Genomic DNA, 20,877 nt, shown 5'->3' with positions numbered 1-20,877 from the left:
CAGAGAATAAAAAAGTGACAAAAATGGACACTTTGTGGATAAAATTACGTGAATTTTAATGAATATGAATCAGCAAGTTACATAACACAACAATTGTAGGAAGCCAGACTTATTAAACTATGACGGCAGGGCAAAATTGGGCAAATGTATTGATGAAGATGAATAAGCAGCATGATTTTATAATGACAGTAAGCAATAAATTCAATAACAAGAAAAACTTCCGCCAAATTATGGCGGTAGGTGGAATGATTGTTTGTTCATCTGTATATGCTTTAGATGAGCAATTTAATGATGCTTTACGTGCTGCAAATTCTGGCAATACTGCTTTGCTCGATCAGTATCAGTTTGATATGCAAAACGATGCATTGGGTTACTATCCTGAATATTGGAAATTGAATACTAATCTTGGATTTCAGCCTGCTAGCTCAATTATTAGTTTTGCCCAACGCTATCCTCAATCTGCTATGGCTGAAAAATTAGCTGCCGATTACGTCGAAGAAAAAGTAAAACAAGCAAATTATAGTGAAGCAAAACCTGTTTTAAGTTATGTGACAAATCCTGACCAAGATGAAAGCTGTGCAGTTGCGCAAGTGAGAGCACAAACGGGTGATAGTTTAGTCTATGCGGAATATAAAGATATTTGGTTAGCCACCGGCTCTCAACCTGAAGCATGTAATGGCTTAGGACGGTTAATGCTTTCTAGTCCGTTAATGACTGCACAAGATCGTCAACAAAGGTTATGGGGACAATTACGCGCAGGTCAGTCAGGACAAGCTGTCGCTACAGCACAGACGATTGGATTAAATCTTTCTTTGGCTCAGTTTAATCAAATTCAAGCAAATCCTTTAGGGTATTTGTGGAGTGCGCCTAAATCAAATGATGCTGATTATGCCTATTTGATTTTTGCTTTAGGGCGAGTTGCTGACAGTGATTTAACCAATGCTTTAGGGAATATTCAGCGTGTGGCTCAAGATACACCTCCCGCAGTGCAAAAATATTTATATCGTACGATTGGTTATATTGGCGGTACGACTGTCATGAAAAATGGCTTTAATCGACAAGTATTAAATGCTTATGATCAAAGTTATGGTTATCCATTTAGCCCTGAAGAAGCGGAAATTTATGCACGCCAAGCAATTCGATTTGGTGCATGGGAAAGTTTGATTCGTGCAATTGATGCCATGTCAGTTTCGCAAAAGCAAGAGGATCGTTGGCAATATTGGCTTGCGCGTGCATCTGAGCAGCGTTCTGATAAAGAGTCAAAACAAGCTGCCCAACAAATTTATCGTAAATTAGCTCAATCCGGTGATGACTATCACAACCTACTTGCGAAAGATCGTATAGGCGAGCGGTACAATCATCAACCTTATAATGAGCAGCCAAGCGCGCAAGATGCTCAGCGTCTGAGTCAAAATATTCATTTTAGACGTGCATTTGCATTAAGAGATGTAAACGCACCTGCGAATTACACCAATCGTGAATGGAACTGGGCGGTTCGCCAAGCGTATTTGCAAAAAGATGATGGATTAATTTTGGCTGCGGCTAAACGTGCGCATGATATGGGTTGGTACGATCGCGCTATTTATGCGGCTGATCGCACGACATCTCGTCATAATGATACATATCGTTATGCAACACCACATCGCAGTAATGTAACTAGTCATAGCTATAATGCAGGGATTGATCCTGCTTGGGCATATGGTTTAATGCGCCAAGAGAGTCGTTTTGTCACTTCAGCACGTTCTCATATAGGTGCTGGTGGCTTAATGCAAATTATGCCAAACACAGCAAAATTGATTGCACGTCAAATGGGTGAAACTTATAACCCAGCAGCATTAAGCGAGATGAATACGAATATCCGTTATGGTACTTATTATTTATCAATGATTCAGAGCCAACTCAGCGGCAATGCTGTGCTAGCGACTGCTGGCTACAATGCGGGACCAAATCGGGCCCGTCGTTGGCAATCTGATTCGCAAGTGATCAGCGCTGATCAATATACTGAAACTATCCCATTATTAGAAACACGTGACTACGTTAAACATGTCATGACCAATGCCACACATTATGGCGTTGTATTAGGGCAGGGTGCTCAATCTTTAGAGAAGAGGATGAGTACGATTCCTGTGCTGAATCAACCTTAAAGTCATAACGATGTTTAATGTGAAGTAATGAATTTTTTATATTTGATGAAGTCAATCAATTTACGCAAGGGGCAAATGATGAGAATGATGAAGGCATTAATTTGCTATCTATTCATATCATTTAGTGCACCATTATACGCGGCTGATAATGCTGATATTTCAGGCTATGTGATGCATGTACAAATGACGCCTGCGGCCTGCGCTTTTGACTCATCAAGACAAAAGCAAAGAAAATGTTTAGAGGGTTATTCTTTAACAATTTCAAGTTTATTGCCTGAAGTTCCTGTTGGGCGTGATTGTGAAACTCGGACTTCTGCAAAACTTACGCCGTTACAGGCAAAAGTAGTGGCTCGTATCATGCCTGATGAAAATGCAAGGGTACAACTTTGGCAAAATGTTGGTGGTTGTGTACCAATGAATGCCAGTCAATATTTTAGAACGATTATCAATTTTGCAGAAAGACTAAAAGTTCCTGCTGATTTGACCAGTCCAAACACAATTGAAGTTCAAAAAGAAAACCTGAGACAGCAATTTACCAAGCTCAACCCAGCATTACCGCCAAATGGTATCCGTTTTACTTGCCAATCTTCACGATTTGATTCATTTCTGACTGAAATTCGAGTGTGTTATCAAAAGAATGGTCAGTACAAACAATGTGCAAGTCATATTGTTTCAGGATGCCCGAATGAATTTACAATTAAAGGTAGTTATTAAGCTTTTTTCTGGCTTAATTTGTATTTTCTATCAGACTTTTGTTGAAATCCATTCTCTTTTACATGCATCTGAGTTCGCATTAGAGTACAATCTTTGCCGTTTATGATAATTCAGTTGAACCATAATAGCGTTCAATTGTGCAAACGCATCTCATTGGAGAATATCACATGAAGCAACCCGTTCGTGTTGCCGTTACAGGCGCTGCTGGTCAAATTGGTTATAGCTTATTATTCCGTATCGCAAGCGGTGAAATGTTAGGTAAAGATCAACCAGTCATTTTACAATTGCTTGAAGTTCCTTTTGAGAAAGCTCAACAAGCGCTTAAAGGCGTGATGATGGAACTTGATGACTGTGCTTTCCCATTATTGGCAGGCATGATCGGGACTGATGATCCTAAAGTTGCATTTAAAGATGCTGACTATGCTTTATTAGTTGGTTCACGTCCACGTGGTCCTGGTATGGAACGTGCTGACTTGTTAAAAGTGAATGGCGAGATCTTCATTGGTCAAGGTCAAGCACTTAACGAAGTTGCAAGCCGTGATGTTAAAGTATTGGTTGTAGGTAACCCTGCAAATACAAATGCTTATATCGCAATGAAATCTGCTCCAGATCTTCCAGCGAAAAACTTTACAGCAATGTTACGTCTTGATCACAATCGTGCATTAACTCAACTTGCTCAAAAAGCAGGTGTTGCAGTTTCTGACATCGAAGATATGACAGTTTGGGGTAACCACTCTCCAACAATGTATGCTGACTACCGTTTTGCTAAAGCAAATGGCGTAAGCTTAAAAGACAAAATCAACGATGCAGAATGGAATAAAGATGTATTCCTTCCAACTGTTGGTAAACGTGGTGCTGCGATTATCGAAGCACGTGGTTTGTCTTCTGCTGCTTCTGCTGCAAATGCTGCAATCGACCATATGCGTGATTGGGCTCTTGGCACAAACGGCAAATGGGTAACAATGGGTATTCCTTCTGACGGTTCTTATGGTATTCCTGAAGGCGTAATGTTCGGTTTCCCTGTAACGACTGAAAACGGTGAATACAAAATCGTTCAAGGTCTTGAAATCGACGAATTCAGCCGTGAGCGTATCAACTTCACTCTTAATGAGTTAGAAGAAGAGCGTGCAGCGATTGCTGACATGGTTAAATAATTTATCTTTTTGATAGATTGAAAAAGCACCTTTTATAAGGTGCTTTTTTTATGCTGAGTACACACAAAAAACAACAAGAAAATATAGACATACATCTGCAACTAGATCATTTTAATTGTTAGATTATTTGGATATAGGAAGTATAGGAGAATAAGATGTTTGAACAACAACCGACACTAGAACTGTTATTCGAACAACTAGGACTTGGAGCGGATGAGGCAGCTATTGAAACATTTGTGAAAAACCATCAACTCAGTGCTGATCAAAAATTACATGAAGCTGAGTTTTGGAGTGCAGGTCAGCGTGATTTTCTAAAAAGCCATTGGGAAAAAGATGATGAATGGGCGATCGTGATTGATGAGTTGAATCAGCAATTACATGTAGATAGCACGAACTGATTTTAATATTAAAAATAAAGCTCGCATTAGTGAGCTTTATTTTTAATGAGTATTTTGAACCATTCTTGTTGACGTGCTTGCGTAAAAGCAGGATGCGCGTGTAACAACTCTAAATCATGATCTAAGCAAGATAGGTATTTCGTTAGCCAATGCCGTGTTAATGCTTGTTCTTGTTTAGCAGCTGAAGCGTAAGCCAAGAAAAAATAAATCTCTAAGTGTTCGGTATACGCCAAAGGTTTAAGGATTTGCTGGGTAATTAAGGCAAACCGTTGCTCCTTGGTCAATTCGAAATAAATCATATACGCCTTTGCAAGGCATAAAGACAGATTTAAATACAGACTCAGAGGCATTTCTTCATATTCAACTCGCGCCTGTTCCAATAAAACAATTGCTTCTTGTAAAAAATGTAATTGTTCTTGGCGTAAATGGCTCAATACGACCAACTGTAAACGCAAATCAGCGCGCTCTAAAGCAAGCTCAGGTGAGTTACTCTCTATAAAAAGTTGGTCAGTTTCACCAATTCGAGCAATCACTTGTTTGGTTTGATTCGACATGTATTGATCCAAAATCTTCAGTTGTTGGTGTTATATAGGGCTATTTTTAGTAATTTAAAGGGTAGAACTATTTCCAAATAGAACCGCTACTACGTAACCAAGCTGTAATCGATAGACGTTGATGATTTGAAAGTAGCACTTCATGCAATAAATCACTTTGGAAAATAGCCAGTCGGTTGGGTAGGGGTTCAATAATATGCCAATTGCCATTTTTATCTTGTAGGCGTAATTGCCCACCAAACTCTTCTTGCCAACTCTCATGCAAATAAAAAACAGTCGAAATCATACGATCATTTTTTTTCTGAGGGTTATCTCGATGCAAGGCATAAAACTCTCCTGCTTGATAGCAAGCGAAATGAGCCTCAACTTCTTTAATGCCGAGATAAAAAGCTTGATTTAAAATTTGAGACAAATCTTGTAAAACTTGAATATGTTGTTGAGCAATAGGCAGTTGACCATCAATCCATAAAATATGATCACTACGAATGTGGCTGACGACGCCATTCTGTACACCTGCGGCTCGAAACTGTTCTAAATGAGAACTACATTCTTGTACAAGCGCAGAGACATATTTAGATGAATATAGATGATCAATCAGCGCAAATCCTGATTCATTTAAATCATCTAAGATTTTATCTATATTCCAAGATGTAGTAATGGAAGAGGATTGCATAAAGTTCCTAAGATATTTGTTTAATTACATTGCAATTTTAGACGATCACATCAACGCTAAAGAATACTTTTTTCTTTCATGTTAAACTATCGGTTGAATTGAGGAATAATTGTCAACATGAATTACCGTCACCATTTCCATGCGGGTAACTTTGCCGATGTTATGAAGCATGTACTTTTGCTTCAACTGCTCGCTCGTTTAAATGCTAAAGATAAACCTTATCGATATATCGATACCCATGGTGGTGCAGGTAAATATGATTTATCTAGGTCTGAAGCACAAAAATCAGGTGAATTCTTAACGGGTATCCATCGTTTGGTCAAGCTTGACGATTCGATTAAGCGTAATGCGCCTGAAGGTGTAAAACAATATCTTAAAATTGTTGAAGATATGCGCGTCGGTTCTGGTAAAGGCGCTTATCCAGGTTCACCTTGGTTTGCACTTGAGGGTATGCGTGATATTGATAAAGCAACTATTTTTGAAATGCAGCGTGATGTGTTTCAGCAATTGTATTTAAATATTCGTGATAAACGTGCGGGCCTACATGAGCGTGATTTTTATGAAGGTTTAATGGGTGTCATTCCGCCGAAAGAAAAACGTGGATTGGTCATGATTGATCCACCTTACGAAATCGAGCGTAAAGATTTCCCGCAATTGGTTGAAATACTCCAAGATGCACATAAAAAATGGCCAACAGGCGTATTTGCAGTTTGGTACCCAATTAAAGACCGTGCCATGATTGAACGGTTTGAAAAGAAAATGTTTAAAACGGGTATTCGCCGTCAGCTGATTTGTGAAATTTGCGTATGGCCAGATGATACTCCAGTTGGATTAAATGGTTGTGGTTTACTTGTGATTAACCCACCTTGGAAATTTTCAGAAGATGCAGATCAAGCCTTACAATGGCTTTTCCCTCATTTACGCATGAGTGAAAATGGTGGTCATGCAGCGGTGCGTTGGTTGGTGGGTGAATAACCCATCAATGTCAAAATATTCTCGAGGAATTGAAAATAATGACAAATTCTCTTAAACCTGATGCTGATTTAAATAAAGATGATCATTCTTTTGATGGAATTACGTTTGAAGTAGAAGAAGAAGAGCATACGCACGAAGGTCAAAAAGTGAAACGCCGTGGTATTTACTTATGGCCTAATTTAATTACCACAGCAGCATTACTCTCTGGTTTTTATTCAATTATTGCCAGTATGAATGGTAACTTTAATCAAGCGATTTATGCCATTTTCTTGGCAGCATTACTTGATGGTTTAGATGGTCGAGTTGCGCGTGCGATTGGTGCACAAAGTGCCTTTGGTGAGCAATATGACTCACTTTCAGACTTATTAGCATTCGGTGTCGCTCCTGCCATTTTAATGTATAGCTGGAGTTTGCATGACCTCGGTCGTATTGGTTTAGCTTGTTGCTTCATTTATACAGCCTGTGCTGCGTTTCGTTTAGCTCGCTTTAATGTGCAGATCGGTGTTGTAGATAAACGCTACTTTATTGGGATTGCAAGCCCGCTTGCTGCGGTTACAGTAATTTCACTTGTTTGGGTTGGACGAGACTATCCCTTTATATTTGATTTAAAAGACATTGTGATTCAAGTTGTTAACTCTATTGTTATGGTAGGCGTTGGATTGTTGATGATTTCAAATATTAAATACTATTCATTCAAACAAATGGACCGTAAACGAGTCCCTTTTGTTGTGATGCTGCCAGTGGTCTTGATTTTTGCTGCAATCACGTACAACATTCCTGTAGGGATACTGATTGTATGTATTATTTACGTGCTCTCAGGATTTGTAACGACATTATTTGCGAAAAAGAATGATTCAAAAATAATAACTTAAAATATGGAGGTTCAGTATGCCATTGATCACTAATAATCAATTAAAGCAGCTGAACCTCAATAAGTCAGACGCTTTAACTTTTCATCCGCCTAAAGGTTTATTTAAAATTGTTTATCAAGCGCTGATTCTGCCGAATTTGCCAGAACCCTTTCATTTTTTAAATTTCATTAGCTTAATTGGTCAGCCTCGTATTCCGATTTGCTATAACCCGAGTGCAATTCAGACAACAGCGATTGATACTGCGACTGTTTTAGTTGGCAGCAGCGTTTCAACTGTCGGACATCTCAAAAGTTATAGTGCCAAAGAGCAGTGTCAGTTAGAACAAGATCATTATCAATTTTCAGAAATAGATCAGATAAAAGTTGATTTTCCTAACTATCATTTTTATCGGATGGATGATGAGTTGAGTTGTCAGCTCAAAGTGAATATTAGTACTGAAATCGAAAATCATTCAGCCTTGCAATGGGGGGTTGGGGATTATTGGTATGTTCGCTGTCAGTGCGAAGGCGAAATTATTTATAAAAAACAAAAGTATCAAATCGAAGCACAAGGTATTTTAAAACATGCCAGAGCCATCTATTTACCTTTTATCGCGTTTCATTTTTTTACCTATCAAATTATTCAGGTTAGTGCAGACATTCAGATCATCTTGTCTGAACTGAGAAATCAATGGAATAACATCATTTTTTCGAGGATTGAAATTCAGTCGAATGAAAAAGAATCGACGCTTTATAGTCAGAACGTCGTTTTAGACATAATTCGAGTTTATCCAAAGGTGCACACCCCGAATGCTCGTGAAATGTACTTGGCTAGAGAGTTTATTTGGCAGTATCAAGAAAATAACGAAATAATCTTTCATCTCAAAGCGCAGAGTCGTGGGGATTATAAGTTTGGTTTGGGAGCGGGGTATGTTGGTAGTTTTAATTATGAATTGATCTGGAATAATCAAGATTACCAAGGCACGGGATATTGTGAATACATTGATTGTCGCCCATTACACTGGCAAGAAAAAAATAAAACTGAACAAATAATAGATCGAATCGTACATTTTCAGCCTTATTTGTGTAAAAAATAAACACTTGAGATAATAAACAAAAAGAAATTAAGAAAAGGGGTTGTGTTGGTTTGGAAATGCTGTAGAATGCACATCCATCGGCGGTGATGCAGATAAAAACTTGTTGAGAAACAAGGATTTGGCTAGATTGGTTAGATTCTTGAGTTGGTTGATAAGTTTGCTAAATATCTAAATTACCTGTTGACTTTGAAGAAATTCAGAGTAATATAGCCGACCTAGCTTGATGATGACGAATCATCGAGAAGATCATTAAGAGAATAGAAGAACAACTTGTGTGGATTTTTACTGGTTAATCGATCGAAAATATTTCATTGATTGAATGGTAGAAATTACTCGAAGTTTATTTGAGAAATTAAAGTCAGAAAATTGATGAGCCAGATTTGGTGCTTAGAATAAAGCACAAATGATATTAAACTGAAGAGTTTGATCATGGCTCAGATTGAACGCTGGCGGCAGGCTTAACACATGCAAGTCGAGCGGGGAAATGTAGCTTGCTACATTACCTAGCGGCGGACGGGTGAGTAATGCTTAGGAATCTGCCTATTAGTGGGGGACAACATTCCGAAAGGAATGCTAATACCGCATACGTCCTACGGGAGAAAGCAGGGGACCTTCGGGCCTTGCGCTAATAGATGAGCCTAAGTCGGATTAGCTAGTTGGTGGGGTAAAGGCCTACCAAGGCGACGATCTGTAGCGGGTCTGAGAGGATGATCCGCCACACTGGGACTGAGACACGGCCCAGACTCCTACGGGAGGCAGCAGTGGGGAATATTGGACAATGGGGGGAACCCTGATCCAGCCATGCCGCGTGTGTGAAGAAGGCCTTTTGGTTGTAAAGCACTTTAAGCGAGGAGGAGGCTACTAGTATTAATACTACTGGATAGTGGACGTTACTCGCAGAATAAGCACCGGCTAACTCTGTGCCAGCAGCCGCGGTAATACAGAGGGTGCGAGCGTTAATCGGATTTACTGGGCGTAAAGCGTGCGTAGGCGGCTGATTAAGTCGGATGTGAAATCCCTGAGCTTAACTTAGGAATTGCATTCGATACTGGTCAGCTAGAGTATGGGAGAGGATGGTAGAATTCCAGGTGTAGCGGTGAAATGCGTAGAGATCTGGAGGAATACCGATGGCGAAGGCAGCCATCTGGCCTAATACTGACGCTGAGGTACGAAAGCATGGGGAGCAAACAGGATTAGATACCCTGGTAGTCCATGCCGTAAACGATGTCTACTAGCCGTTGGGGCCTTTGAGGCTTTAGTGGCGCAGCTAACGCGATAAGTAGACCGCCTGGGGAGTACGGTCGCAAGACTAAAACTCAAATGAATTGACGGGGGCCCGCACAAGCGGTGGAGCATGTGGTTTAATTCGATGCAACGCGAAGAACCTTACCTGGTCTTGACATAGTAAGAACTTTCCAGAGATGGATTGGTGCCTTCGGGAACTTACATACAGGTGCTGCATGGCTGTCGTCAGCTCGTGTCGTGAGATGTTGGGTTAAGTCCCGCAACGAGCGCAACCCTTTTCCTTATTTGCCAGCGGGTTAAGCCGGGAACTTTAAGGATACTGCCAGTGACAAACTGGAGGAAGGCGGGGACGACGTCAAGTCATCATGGCCCTTACGACCAGGGCTACACACGTGCTACAATGGTCGGTACAAAGGGTTGCTACCTAGCGATAGGATGCTAATCTCAAAAAGCCGATCGTAGTCCGGATTGGAGTCTGCAACTCGACTCCATGAAGTCGGAATCGCTAGTAATCGCGGATCAGAATGCCGCGGTGAATACGTTCCCGGGCCTTGTACACACCGCCCGTCACACCATGGGAGTTTGTTGCACCAGAAGTAGGTAGTCTAACCGCAAGGAGGACGCTTACCACGGTGTGGCCGATGACTGGGGTGAAGTCGTAACAAGGTAGCCGTAGGGGAACCTGCGGCTGGATCACCTCCTTAACGAAAGATTGATGGCCGGTAAGAATCCACAACAAGTTGTTCTTCGAAGATGTATCTGAGGGTCTGTAGCTCAGTTGGTTAGAGCACACGCTTGATAAGCGTGGGGTCACAAGTTCAAGTCTTGTCAGACCCACCACTACTGACGAAGTGATGAATAATCACAAGCTGCTAGATTGAAAGATATGTCGTTCATTATGATTTAAGCTGGGGACTTAGCTTAGTTGGTAGAGCGCCTGCTTTGCACGCAGGAGGTCAGGAGTTCGACTCTCCTAGTCTCCACCATGAATTAAAAAGAGTTTGTAAGAACGAAATTAATTCAAAGCTAAAGTAAATTATAGAAATTAATAAATACCTAAATAAGTCAAAAGAGATTTTGATTTGAGTTTATTAACTTCTGTGATTTATCACAGTTTACTACGCACCGACGAGGTGGTAGTTAATCATTAACAGATTAGAAAATTGAGTCTGAAATAAATTGTTCAAACTCGATTAATTCAACACTAACAGTAATACGTAAGTATTTCAGTTGGATGAAGAGTTAATCTGAGAACTAGCAAAAACACTGAATCAAGCGTTTTGGTAATGAATTTAGATTGAAGCTGTATGGTGATTAAGTTCACAGACAACGAATAGTAGCAATTAAGTTTGCAACGCTAACACTCACTTGTATGTGTTAACGACTGTTTGGGGTTGTATAGTCAAGTAATTAAGTGCATGTGGTGGATGCCTTGGCAGTCAGAGGCGATGAAAGACGTGATAGCCTGCGAAAAGCTCCGGGGAGGCGGCAAATATCCTTTGATCCGGAGATTTCTGAATGGGGGAACCCACCCGCTATAAGGCGGGTATCATAAACTGAATACATAGGTTTATGAAGCGAACGAGGGGAAGTGAAACATCTCAGTACCCTTAGGAAAAGAAATCAATTGAGATTCCCTTAGTAGCGGCGAGCGAACGGGGAGCAGCCCATTAAGTTGTGTGTGTTCTAGTGGAACGCTCTGGGAAGTGCGAACGTAGAGGGTGATATTCCCGTACACGAAAGGGCACACACAATGATGACGAGTAGGGCGAGGCACGTGAAACCTTGTCTGAATATGGGGGGACCATCCTCCAAGGCTAAATACTCCTGACTGACCGATAGTGAACCAGTACCGTGAGGGAAAGGCGAAAAGAACCCCTGTGAGGGGAGTGAAATAGATCCTGAAACCGCATGCATACAAGCAGTGGGAGCCGACTTGTTCGGTGACTGCGTACCTTTTGTATAATGGGTCAGCGACTTACATTCAGTAGCAAGGTTAACCGAATAGGGGAGCCGTAGAGAAATCGAGTCTTAATAGGGCGTTTAGTTGCTGGGTGTAGACCCGAAACCAGGCGATCTATCCATGAGCAGGTTGAAGGTTGGGTAACACTAACTGGAGGACCGAACCCACTGTCGTTGAAAAGCCAGGGGATGACTTGTGGATAGGGGTGAAAGGCTAATCAAGCCTGGTGATAGCTGGTTCTCCCCGAAAGCTATTTAGGTAGCGCCTCGGACGAATACCATTGGGGGTAGAGCACTGTTTCGGCTAGGGGGTCATCCCGACTTACCAAACCGATGCAAACTCCGAATACCAATGAGTACTATCCGGGAGACAGACTGCGGGTGCTAACGTCCGTAGTCAAGAGGAAAACAATCCAGACCGCCAGCTAAGGCCCCAAAATCATAGTTAAGTGGGAAACGATGTGGGAAGGCATAGACAGCTAGGAGGTTGGCTTAGAAGCAGCCACCCTTTAAAGAAAGCGTAATAGCTCACTAGTCGAGTCGGCCTGCGCGGAAGATGTAACGGGGCTAAAACTATGTGCCGAAGCTGCGGATTTACGCATTAGCGTAAGTGGTAGGGGAGCGTTCTGTAAGCCGATGAAGGTGTATTGAGAAGTATGCTGGAGGTATCAGAAGTGCGAATGCTGACGTGAGTAACGACAAAACGGGTGAAAAACCCGTTCGCTGAAAGACCAAGGGTTCCAGTCCAACGTTAATCGGGGCTGGGTGAGTCGACCCCTAAGGCGAGGCCGAGAGGCGTAGTCGATGGGAAATTGGTTAATATTCCAATACTTCTGTGTAATGCGATGAGAGGACGGAGAAGGTTAAGTCAGCCTGGCGTTGGTTGTCCAGGTGGAAGGCTGTAGGCATGCATCTTAGGCAAATCCGGGGTGCTCTATGCTGAGAGCTGATAGCAAGCTGTACTTGTACAGTGAAGTGGCTGATACCATGCTTCCAGGAAAAGTCTCTAAGCTTCAGTTACACAGGAATCGTACCCGAAACCGACACAGGTGGTCAGGTCGAGTAGACCAAAGCGCTTGAGAGAACTCTGCTGAAGGAACTAGGCAAAATGGTACCGTAACTTCGGGAGAAGGTACGCTGCTGACGGTGATGGGACTTGCTCCCTGAGCTATTGGCAGCCACAGAAACCAGGCCGCTGCAACTGTTTATTAAAAACATAGCACTCTGCAAACACGAAAGTGGACGTATAGGGTGTGATGCCTGCCCGGTGCTGGAAGGTTAATTGATGGGGTTAGCGTAAGCGAAGCTCTTGATCGAAGCCCCAGTAAACGGCGGCCGTAACTATAACGGTCCTAAGGTAGCGAAATTCCTTGTCGGGTAAGTTCCGACCTGCACGAATGGCATAATGATGGCGGCGCTGTCTCCAGCAGAGGCTCAGTGAAATCGAAATCGCTGTGAAGATGCAGTGTACCCGCGGCTAGACGGAAAGACCCCGTGAACCTTTACTGCAGCTTGACATTGAACTTTGACCTTACTTGTGTAGGATAGGTGGGAGGCTTTGAAGTTGGAACGCTAGTTCCAATGGAGCCGTCCTTGAAATACCACCCTGGTAATGTTGAGGTTCTAACTCTGCCCCGTAATCCGGGGCGAGGACCATGTCTGGTGGGTAGTTTGACTGGGGCGGTCTCCTCCTAAAGAGTAACGGAGGAGTACGAAGGTGCGCTCAGCGTGGTCGGAAATCACGCGTAGAGTATAAAGGCAAAAGCGCGCTTAACTGCGAGACCCACAAGTCGAGCAGGTACGAAAGTAGGTCTTAGTGATCCGGTGGTTCTGTATGGAAGGGCCATCGCTCAACGGATAAAAGGTACTCTGGGGATAACAGGCTGATACCGCCCAAGAGTTCATATCGACGGCGGTGTTTGGCACCTCGATGTCGGCTCATCTCATCCTGGGGCTGAAGCAGGTCCCAAGGGTATGGCTGTTCGCCATTTAAAGAGGTACGCGAGCTGGGTTTAGAACGTCGTGAGACAGTTCGGTCCCTATCTACCGTGGGCGCTGGAAATTTGAGAGGATCTGCTCCTAGTACGAGAGGACCAGAGTGGACGAACCTCTGGTGTACCGGTTGTCACGCCAGTGGCATCGCCGGGTAGCTATGTTCGGAAGGGATAACCGCTGAAAGCATCTAAGCGGGAAGCCTACCTCAAGATAAGATTTCCCTAGGACTTTATGTCCTCTAAAGAGCCGTTCGAGACTAGGACGTTGATAGGTTGGGTGTGGAAGCACGGTGACGTGTGAAGCTGACCAATACTAATTGCTCGTGAGGCTTGACTATACAACACCCAAACAGTTGTTGTATTCAAGATAAATTCAATACTTAACTTGATTTAGTGTACAAACTAGTTACAATACAGACCAATTATCTAATCCGTTAATAACTCTTTGGACCGTAAGTAAGGCATACGATGATTACATCGTGAATAAGACCCGAAAACACCACAACAGTTTGCTGGCGACAATAGCAAGAGTGAACCACCTGATCCCTTCCCGAACTCAGAAGTGAAACCTCTTCGCGCTGATGGTAGTGTGGCACTTGCCATGTGAGAGTAAGTCATCGCCAGCTTTTAAATTCAAAACACCCCCTGATCGAAAGATGAGGGGGTGTTTTTTATTAACTTGAGCTAAATCTTTTTTATTCATATAATAATTTTAATAAGTATTTCAAAAAATATTAGTATTCTATTTTCAATGATAGAAAATAAATAAAAATCTCCTTTTTAAATAATTACTTGACTGAGATCACCTTAATAATCATTTATTAAAGATTAAGCATATTTACATAAAACCAATATTATGATTACATTAAAAAAATTTTTTATAATGAAAAAATTAATTCCATAGTGGTATTAAACTGGGGGTAGAAATGAGCATGAATAAAAAGCAACTTATATTAAAGTTGTCCGCAATTGCTGTATCCGTTTTGTTGGCAAGTTGTGGTGGGGGTGATGGATATTATGGAAAAAATAATGGTGGAAATACTAACGGTTCAGTTGTAGTGCAGATAGCAACAGTAACTGTGATTATACGAGATGTAACAGGTTTTGCTATTCCCGCAGCAATTGTCAAGATTGGTGAATCAGAAGTAATAACGAACGAACAAGGTATTGCTACATTTAGATTAGAAAGTGGAAAAACTCATTCTGCCAAAGTTACAGTGAATGGTTATGAGGAGCTTAATGCTGATGTTGTTGTAGAAGCAGGGCAAACCACAGCTACGCAAACTATAAGGATAACCCCTTTATCAGAAACTACTAGCGCAGTAACTGCTCGAGTTTTTAACGGGGCGACAGGTGCTCTTTTAGCCAATACACAAATTCAAGTTGGTACTCAAACAATGACAACTAGTGCAAATGGAGATGTAACCCTAAGTAACATCACAACTAGTGGTCGAGTTCCTTTTCATGTGAGTAGTCAAGGCTTTGCACAACAATCACTTGTCCTTGATGTAATTTCTGGTCAACCAAGTAATGTTAATATTCAATTATTACCATTACAGTTAGCTGGCAGTTTGAATGCAACAATTGGTGGCAGCGTAAATTTGGGAAATTCATCTACTCAAGTTGATGTCGCTGCCAATAGTTTGGTACGTACAGACAGTCAACCTATTGTGGGTAATATTTCAATAAATATTACCCCAATTAATTCAATACTTAACATTCATCAATTACCAGATGAGTTAGTTGCAGTTGATAGTGCTGGGCAAAGACAACAGATTGAAAGTTTCGGTGCTATGATTATTAATGCTACTGATGCTAATAATGCGAATGTAGTTCTTAAATCGGGTAGTCTAGCAACTATTCGCATTCCTGTTATATCAAGAACTGCATCACTACCAGCAACAACACCATTGTATGTATATGATGCTGTAAAAGGTTATTGGGTAGTCGATGGTTCAAATATGCTAACTTTATCTGCTGATGGAAAATATTATATTGGGACTACGACCCAGTTTGGTACTGTGAGTGCGGCAGCCGTATATCAGACAGTTACTGTCACTGGATGTTTAGCCGATGGAAATGTAGCTGGGGATAAGTATAGATTACAAAATGTGCCTGTATCACTTGAAGGTGTAGATTATTCTGGATATTCAACAGCAATCACGAATAGTAATGGAGAGTTTACTATTACTGCTAAAGCTAACTCAACGGTTGTTGTGGCTGCACAATTGGGTAGATCTATAAGTAATTCTAACAAGATCACAGTAACCACTAATAGTTATAGTATGTCTCCATGTTTGCAAATGACTAATTTATTGAATAATGTTTCAGTGAAATTAACGTGGGGTGCTTTACCACAAGATGTTGATTCACATTTATTTACACCAAGTGGTACATTGGTATCTTATCTTAATAAGGGCAGCCTATCAGTAGCTCCATATGTTTATTTAGATGTGGATGATACAACTAGTTATGGTCCAGAAATTGTTACCTTACGACGTTTGATGGTAGGTGATTATCACTATGTTGTACATAACTACTCAAGCACTAATAATCCTGGAATAACTGATTCACCAACTCGTGTAGAGTTGAATACACCAAATGGATCACAATTATTTGTTCCAAATGCAGGTGAGACAGCTAGCACTGATTTTTGGCATGCATTTACATTAAGAGTTGATGCAAACTGTAATATTAGTGTTATTTCTGTTGGACAATGGCTGAATAATGAAGATTCTTTGAAAAGACCTGCACAAACACCTGTGTATTGCACACCAAGTTCATAATTAAACTGAGTTTATTTCTAAAAATAACTCACAATGAGCTAGTGCCAGTCAGTTAATCAAAAAACTAAAAAGAGTGTATGTAAATACACTCTTTTTTAATTTTTTAGATATAACCCATAAGCACATATTATTGTCACTTTTACCGTTAGGTGAGTGAATTAATGATTGCTCAAAATAATGGGGTAACGCTTTGATTAAAAGATGCAAGCGTGCATATTGAGCACAGTGTATCACTGGCTATAGGGTTTTGTGATCAGTTAGCCTTGATGCGTTGTATGATAATATTGTTAGTCTCTAAGACTCTAGTACAGAAATATTATTTTAAAATAGCTTTTGATGTACTACCAAAATAAGTAATTAGTAGCGCGATCATTGAGAATTGTTCAATGTATAGCGAGTAGTGAATTTAGCTTGGTGATGGTATTTACGTACTCGCTATTTTTTATACAGCAAATTTTAATATAATTCAATCATCCAACAAATCCATTTGTTTTGCTAACTGATATAAATTATTTGAGCGATTACCTGTACGGCAGAACATTAAAATAGGTTTTGGTAGTTCATTATAATGATTGGCAAAAGTACGGACATCTAATTCAGTAATTTGACCAGCAACAACAGGCTGGTAAACATAATCTAGTCCTGCATTACGTGCTGATTCTTCAATTTGAGCACTAGTTGGTTGCTCTGGACCGCCTTCCATATCGGGACGATTATTAATTATAGATTTGAAACCTTTTTCAACAACTTGTTCTACATGTTCTGGTCCAATTTGACCTGCAAAACCTATATTATCTGACATCTTGTCACTCCAAAAACAAACAAAACATTTTATGCTCTATCATAGCATTAAGCTTGAACTTGAGTTTAAATGTCTATAGTAAATAAGTGATGATAAGTAATAAGATAAACGCAATGGAGCGCGCATGCACACCTATACCGTAGAGCCGTTGTATGTTCCTAGTGGTGATGAAACGATCGCGGCCGACTTCTATCTTCCCAAATCAAACATTAAGCCTGCTGTGATTATTATGGCGCATGGTTTTGCTGGTTTACGTCAGTTTAAATTGATTCAATACGCTCAGCGGTTCGCGCAAGCTGGTTATGCTGTTATTTTATTTGATTATCGGTATTGGGGAGGGAGTACGGGGAAACCGAGAGAATTAGTTTCTTTAAGCTCACAGTTGGATGATTGGAAGACGATTGTTCAACATGCTTCCAATTGTAAACTGATTGATAGTCGTCGAATTATTCTATGGGGAACTTCATTAAGCGGTGGCTATGCATTAAGTTTGGCTACCGATCTTAAAAACATTCAGGCTGTTATGGTACAAGTACCTTATGTAGATGGTGCTGAGACAGCTAAGTTATATCCTTTACAGCGTTATCCAGAAGCACTGAAACGATCTAGCCAAGACTATATGGGTTCTAAAATGGGTTTGGTTCCGAAAACCTTACCTGTGGTTGATCAGTTTAAATTATGTTTTTTACAAACGGCAGATAGTTATTATGGATATCATTCAATAGTAAATCCTGATTATTATTGGAGTGGTGAAGTTCCAGCACGTGTATTTTTTAATCTAATGCGATACCGCCCGATCCAGTTTGTACGGAAAATTAATATCCCTGTTTTATTCATTGCAGCCAAACATGACTCTTTGATTCCGATTGCGTCGAGTCGTGAAGCTGCCACTAATATTGCGCCATTTGTGAGCTATCATGAATGGGAAATGAAACATTTTGATATTTATCATGGTTCTTGGTTTGAAAAAGCAGTCACAACCCAATTAGAATTTTTACATGAACATATTGGAGTGATGTAAATGATTATTGTCTGTTCGTCATGCGGTGCAAAAAATCGTGTACCTGAAGAAAAACTGTCAATTCATCCAAATTGTGGACAATGCCATCAACCATTATTGCCATTAGCTGCCATTGAATTAAACGAACAAAATTTTAGTAATTTTATGAGTCATTCTGACTTACCTGTCTTGATTGATTTATGGGCGGAATGGTGTGGTCCTTGTAAGATGATGGCACCACATTTTGCTCAGGTTGCAAAGCAAAATCCTTATGTGATTTTCGCTAAAATTGATACTGAAGCAAATCCTCGCCTAAGTGCAGCATTTAATGTCCGAAGCATTCCAACTTTGGTGTTAATGAATAAAACTACTGAGTTGGCACGTATCAGTGGGGCATTACGTGCACCAGAATTACAGCAGTGGTTAGATCAGCAATTACAGCAGCAAGGACATTAACATGACCGAACGTTCAAACCATCCTGAAGGGATTTTATCTTTACAAAATATCGCAATGCCAGCAGACACGAACTGGAGCGGTGATGTTTTTGGTGGATGGATTGTTTCACAGATGGATTTAGCTGGCGCGATTCATGTTGAACGTTTTAGTAAAGGTCGTTGTGCAACGATTGCAATTAATGAGATGACTTTTCTTGTGCCTGTAAAAGTCGGTAATGTCATTAGTTGTTATACCAAAATTTTAAAAGTTGGTAATTCGTCTGTTCAAGTGCAAATTGAAGTTTGGAATAGTCATGATGACTCTCGTGATCCTGTTCGCATCACAGCTGGAGTATTTACTTTTGTTGCGGTGGATGTGAATGGTAAGAAACGATTGATCTCAGAAGAGATTAGGCAAACATTTGCAGCAAGCCTATAAGCTTAGTTGTATTCTAAATCGCCTGTATCAACACAATTAATTCGGACTAAAAACATGGCTGAAGAGTTAGTTTTACAGCAAGGGCATAAAGCTGATCAATATCAAAGTATTCTTCCTCAGATACAGGCAATCATCGAAGATGAAACAGATATGATTGCAAATCTTGCAAATATCTGCGCTGCATTGAAACAGCAGTTTGACTGGTTTTGGATTGGCTTTTATCTAGTCAAAGACAATGAATTAGTTTTAGGACCATTTCAAGGTCCAATCGCATGTACACGTATTGCTAAGGGTCGTGGCGTGTGCGGTTCTGCTTGGCAACAACAGCAAATGATTATTGTGCCAGATGTGGATCAGTTCCCAGGACATATTGCCTGTAGTTCTGCCTCAAAATCGGAGATTGTGCTACCGATAATGAGCAATGGCGACTGTGTTGGCGTTTTAGATATTGATAGTGATGAGCTGAATCAATTTGATGAGATTGATGCGGAATATTTGCAGCAGTTGATGTTGATGATTGAAAAATTTATTTAAGTATTTTAAGTATAAAGCCCAAATCAGTTTGGGCTTTATTTTTTGTGTGTTGTTTAGAACATAGTATTTGAGTTCTGACTCTTTTCAGGAATATTTTGTATCACATCCCAGTGCTCTAAAATTTTGCCATTTTCCACACGAAATATATCAATAATCGCTCTGCCTCGATCACTGTCATTTTCTGTAGAATGCACGTGGAGAACGACTAAATCTCCTTCAGCAATTGCTTTCTTGATGACATTTTTTGCCTGAGGGGTATGGTTAAATTTTTGGGTAAAGAAGTTTACAAAGGGCATCTTACCATCAGGTACATTCGGATTATGTTGAATATATTGATCACCAATATAGCGATCTGCGTATGCTGCAACTTGATGTTTTAAAAAAACACCTTCATAGAAATCAACCACAATTTTCTTATTTTGTTCAGAGAGATTACTTGTATTTGTTAGTTCTGATGAATGGATGTGACGAGTGTTTGAGGGAAGTGAAGTACAGGCGCTAAGAGCTGTTGCAAAGAGTACAATTGGAATAAAATAAATTTTTTTCATAATAAAAAGCCCAAGAAACATAATTGTATTTGTATCTTGGGTTGAAAACTAATCTTAAAGAAGTTTAGATCAGTGACTATTTTTTACGTTTCGGTAACCATGCCCACAGCATGTCGCAATGGATGGGTTGATTACCAGAATCATCAACGACTGTGACTGGAACCAATAACTCGCCTTTATCATTATCTGCAATAAATTTTTGTTGATCTGCTGATAATGTTGCCGTTGCAGTTAAACCGCCTTGAGCAACTTTTAAATAATCAACATGTAATGATTTGATCAACAAAATGCGATCATCGGGTACATGTAAACCTGTTAAAAATCCTGTTGCAGTTTCAGACAATAACGCCATCGCTGCCGCATGAACGCCTTTAATATGGTTTTGCATATTACGTTGGTTTTCAATACGTACAGTGACGTGGTTTTTATCCACTTCTAAATAGCGGATATTCGCAGTTCCCACCATTGGAACTACACGTCCAAAAGCTTTGCTCCACAGCGTGCTACGAATAGCTTTGGGAAATTTAGAAGTGGTTTTAACTAGCGTATAAAGACGGTTATCTTTTGCCATAG

At 40.5% G+C, this 20,877-nt stretch carries 17 protein-coding genes, 2 tRNA genes and 3 rRNA genes; 17 read left to right on the top strand and 5 right to left on the bottom strand.

The genetic code is table 11. The features are described from left to right. Positions 1-230: 230 nt before the first annotated feature. The 4 genes from NGC85_RS14350 (at position 231) to NGC85_RS14335 (ending at position 4,410) form a co-directional block, all read left to right on the top strand. Positions 231-2,144: a lytic transglycosylase domain-containing protein gene (locus tag NGC85_RS14350; RefSeq protein ID WP_254805614.1), complete on the top strand. Its 1,914-nt coding sequence runs from the start codon at positions 231-233 to the stop codon at positions 2,142-2,144. A gap of 45 nt (positions 2,145-2,189) precedes the next feature. Beyond that, on the top strand, positions 2,190-2,858 hold the full coding sequence (locus tag NGC85_RS14345) for a ribonuclease I (protein ID WP_039909229.1): 669 nt from the start codon (positions 2,190-2,192) through the stop codon (positions 2,856-2,858). Between the two features lie 167 nt (positions 2,859-3,025). Continuing rightward, positions 3,026-4,012: a malate dehydrogenase gene (locus NGC85_RS14340; RefSeq protein WP_005061343.1), complete on the top strand. Its 987-nt coding sequence runs from the start codon at positions 3,026-3,028 to the stop codon at positions 4,010-4,012. A gap of 155 nt (positions 4,013-4,167) precedes the next feature. Next, positions 4,168-4,410 (top strand): DUF2789 family protein, encoded by a 243-nt coding sequence (locus NGC85_RS14335; protein ID WP_005051371.1) that lies wholly within the window; start codon positions 4,168-4,170, stop codon positions 4,408-4,410. A 26-nt stretch (positions 4,411-4,436) separates the two neighbouring features. Here NGC85_RS14335 and NGC85_RS14330 read toward each other — a convergent pair whose 3' ends face one another. Both NGC85_RS14330 and NGC85_RS14325 read right to left on the bottom strand, forming a co-directional pair. Further along, positions 4,437-4,964 carry a hypothetical protein gene (locus NGC85_RS14330; RefSeq protein ID WP_005061351.1) on the bottom strand — a complete coding sequence of 176 codons (528 nt, stop codon included), beginning with the start codon at positions 4,962-4,964 and terminating at the stop codon, positions 4,437-4,439. 67 nt (positions 4,965-5,031) lie between these two features. Further along, positions 5,032-5,637: a 2OG-Fe(II) oxygenase gene (locus NGC85_RS14325; protein ID WP_254732050.1), complete on the bottom strand. Its 606-nt coding sequence runs from the start codon at positions 5,635-5,637 to the stop codon at positions 5,032-5,034. 117 nt (positions 5,638-5,754) lie between these two features. Here NGC85_RS14325 and NGC85_RS14320 point away from each other — a divergent pair, with 117 nt between their 5' ends. The 9 genes from NGC85_RS14320 to NGC85_RS14280 all read left to right on the top strand — a co-directional run bounded on the left by NGC85_RS14320 (position 5,755) and on the right by NGC85_RS14280 (position 16,546). Next, positions 5,755-6,612, top strand: a complete 858-nt coding sequence (locus tag NGC85_RS14320; RefSeq protein WP_005061355.1) for a 23S rRNA (adenine(2030)-N(6))-methyltransferase RlmJ — start codon at positions 5,755-5,757, stop codon at positions 6,610-6,612. Positions 6,613-6,650: 38 nt separating this feature from the next. Further along, complete coding sequence (gene pssA / locus NGC85_RS14315; RefSeq protein ID WP_254732048.1) at positions 6,651-7,484, top strand: CDP-diacylglycerol--serine O-phosphatidyltransferase; 834 nt, start codon at positions 6,651-6,653, stop codon at positions 7,482-7,484. A 16-nt stretch (positions 7,485-7,500) separates the two neighbouring features. Then, positions 7,501-8,559, top strand: a complete 1,059-nt coding sequence (locus NGC85_RS14310; protein WP_254732047.1) for a DUF6670 family protein — start codon at positions 7,501-7,503, stop codon at positions 8,557-8,559. Positions 8,560-8,970: 411 nt separating this feature from the next. Then, a 16S ribosomal RNA gene (locus NGC85_RS14305) occupies positions 8,971-10,508 on the top strand. Positions 10,509-10,567: 59 nt separating this feature from the next. Continuing rightward, positions 10,568-10,644, top strand: a tRNA-Ile gene (locus NGC85_RS14300). Between the two features lie 70 nt (positions 10,645-10,714). After that, positions 10,715-10,790 (top strand) — tRNA-Ala (locus NGC85_RS14295). A gap of 414 nt (positions 10,791-11,204) precedes the next feature. Then, positions 11,205-14,098, top strand: a 23S ribosomal RNA gene (locus tag NGC85_RS14290). A gap of 173 nt (positions 14,099-14,271) precedes the next feature. Beyond that, positions 14,272-14,386: ribosomal RNA gene (gene rrf / locus NGC85_RS14285) — 5S ribosomal RNA — on the top strand. Together the 16S, 23S and 5S rRNA genes with 2 tRNA genes alongside form the textbook arrangement of a ribosomal RNA operon. A 300-nt stretch (positions 14,387-14,686) precedes the next feature. Then, positions 14,687-16,546 (top strand): YfaP family protein, encoded by a 1,860-nt coding sequence (locus NGC85_RS14280; RefSeq protein ID WP_254732045.1) that lies wholly within the window; start codon positions 14,687-14,689, stop codon positions 16,544-16,546. 466 nt (positions 16,547-17,012) lie between these two features. On the opposite strand, the gene NGC85_RS14275 is transcribed toward NGC85_RS14280, so the two are convergent. Next, on the bottom strand, positions 17,013-17,348 hold the full coding sequence (locus NGC85_RS14275; protein WP_005051390.1) for a TIGR01244 family sulfur transferase: 336 nt from the start codon (positions 17,346-17,348) through the stop codon (positions 17,013-17,015). Between the two features lie 124 nt (positions 17,349-17,472). On the opposite strand from NGC85_RS14275, the gene NGC85_RS14270 reads away from it, so the two are divergent. Genes NGC85_RS14270 through NGC85_RS14255 form a run of 4 tightly spaced genes read left to right on the top strand, consistent with a single transcriptional unit; the run spans position 17,473 to position 19,756 of the window. Beyond that, complete coding sequence (locus NGC85_RS14270) at positions 17,473-18,369, top strand: alpha/beta hydrolase (protein WP_005051392.1); 897 nt, start codon at positions 17,473-17,475, stop codon at positions 18,367-18,369. Continuing rightward, positions 18,370-18,804, top strand: a complete 435-nt coding sequence (trxC, locus tag NGC85_RS14265; protein WP_005059592.1) for a thioredoxin TrxC — start codon at positions 18,370-18,372, stop codon at positions 18,802-18,804. 1 nt (position 18,805) lies between these two features. After that, positions 18,806-19,222: an acyl-CoA thioesterase gene (locus NGC85_RS14260; protein ID WP_254732043.1), complete on the top strand. Its 417-nt coding sequence runs from the start codon at positions 18,806-18,808 to the stop codon at positions 19,220-19,222. 54 nt (positions 19,223-19,276) lie between these two features. Beyond that, positions 19,277-19,756 (top strand): GAF domain-containing protein, encoded by a 480-nt coding sequence (locus NGC85_RS14255; protein ID WP_254732041.1) that lies wholly within the window; start codon positions 19,277-19,279, stop codon positions 19,754-19,756. 53 nt (positions 19,757-19,809) lie between these two features. On the opposite strand, the gene NGC85_RS14250 is transcribed toward NGC85_RS14255, so the two are convergent. Then, entirely contained in the window at positions 19,810-20,304 is a 495-nt protein-coding gene (locus NGC85_RS14250; RefSeq protein WP_254732039.1) for an ester cyclase, read from the bottom strand. A gap of 76 nt (positions 20,305-20,380) precedes the next feature. Beyond that, positions 20,381-20,875: a DUF4442 domain-containing protein gene (locus tag NGC85_RS14245; protein WP_254732037.1), complete on the bottom strand. Its 495-nt coding sequence runs from the start codon at positions 20,873-20,875 to the stop codon at positions 20,381-20,383. Positions 20,876-20,877: the final 2 nt, after the last annotated feature.

Source organism: Acinetobacter sp. Z1 (genome assembly GCF_024296945.1).
In the GTDB taxonomy this organism is placed as follows: Bacteria; Pseudomonadota; Gammaproteobacteria; order Pseudomonadales; family Moraxellaceae; genus Acinetobacter; species Acinetobacter beijerinckii.
The sequence above is the reverse complement of the archived record's forward strand: the minus strand, read 5'-3'. Positions and strand labels throughout refer to the sequence as shown.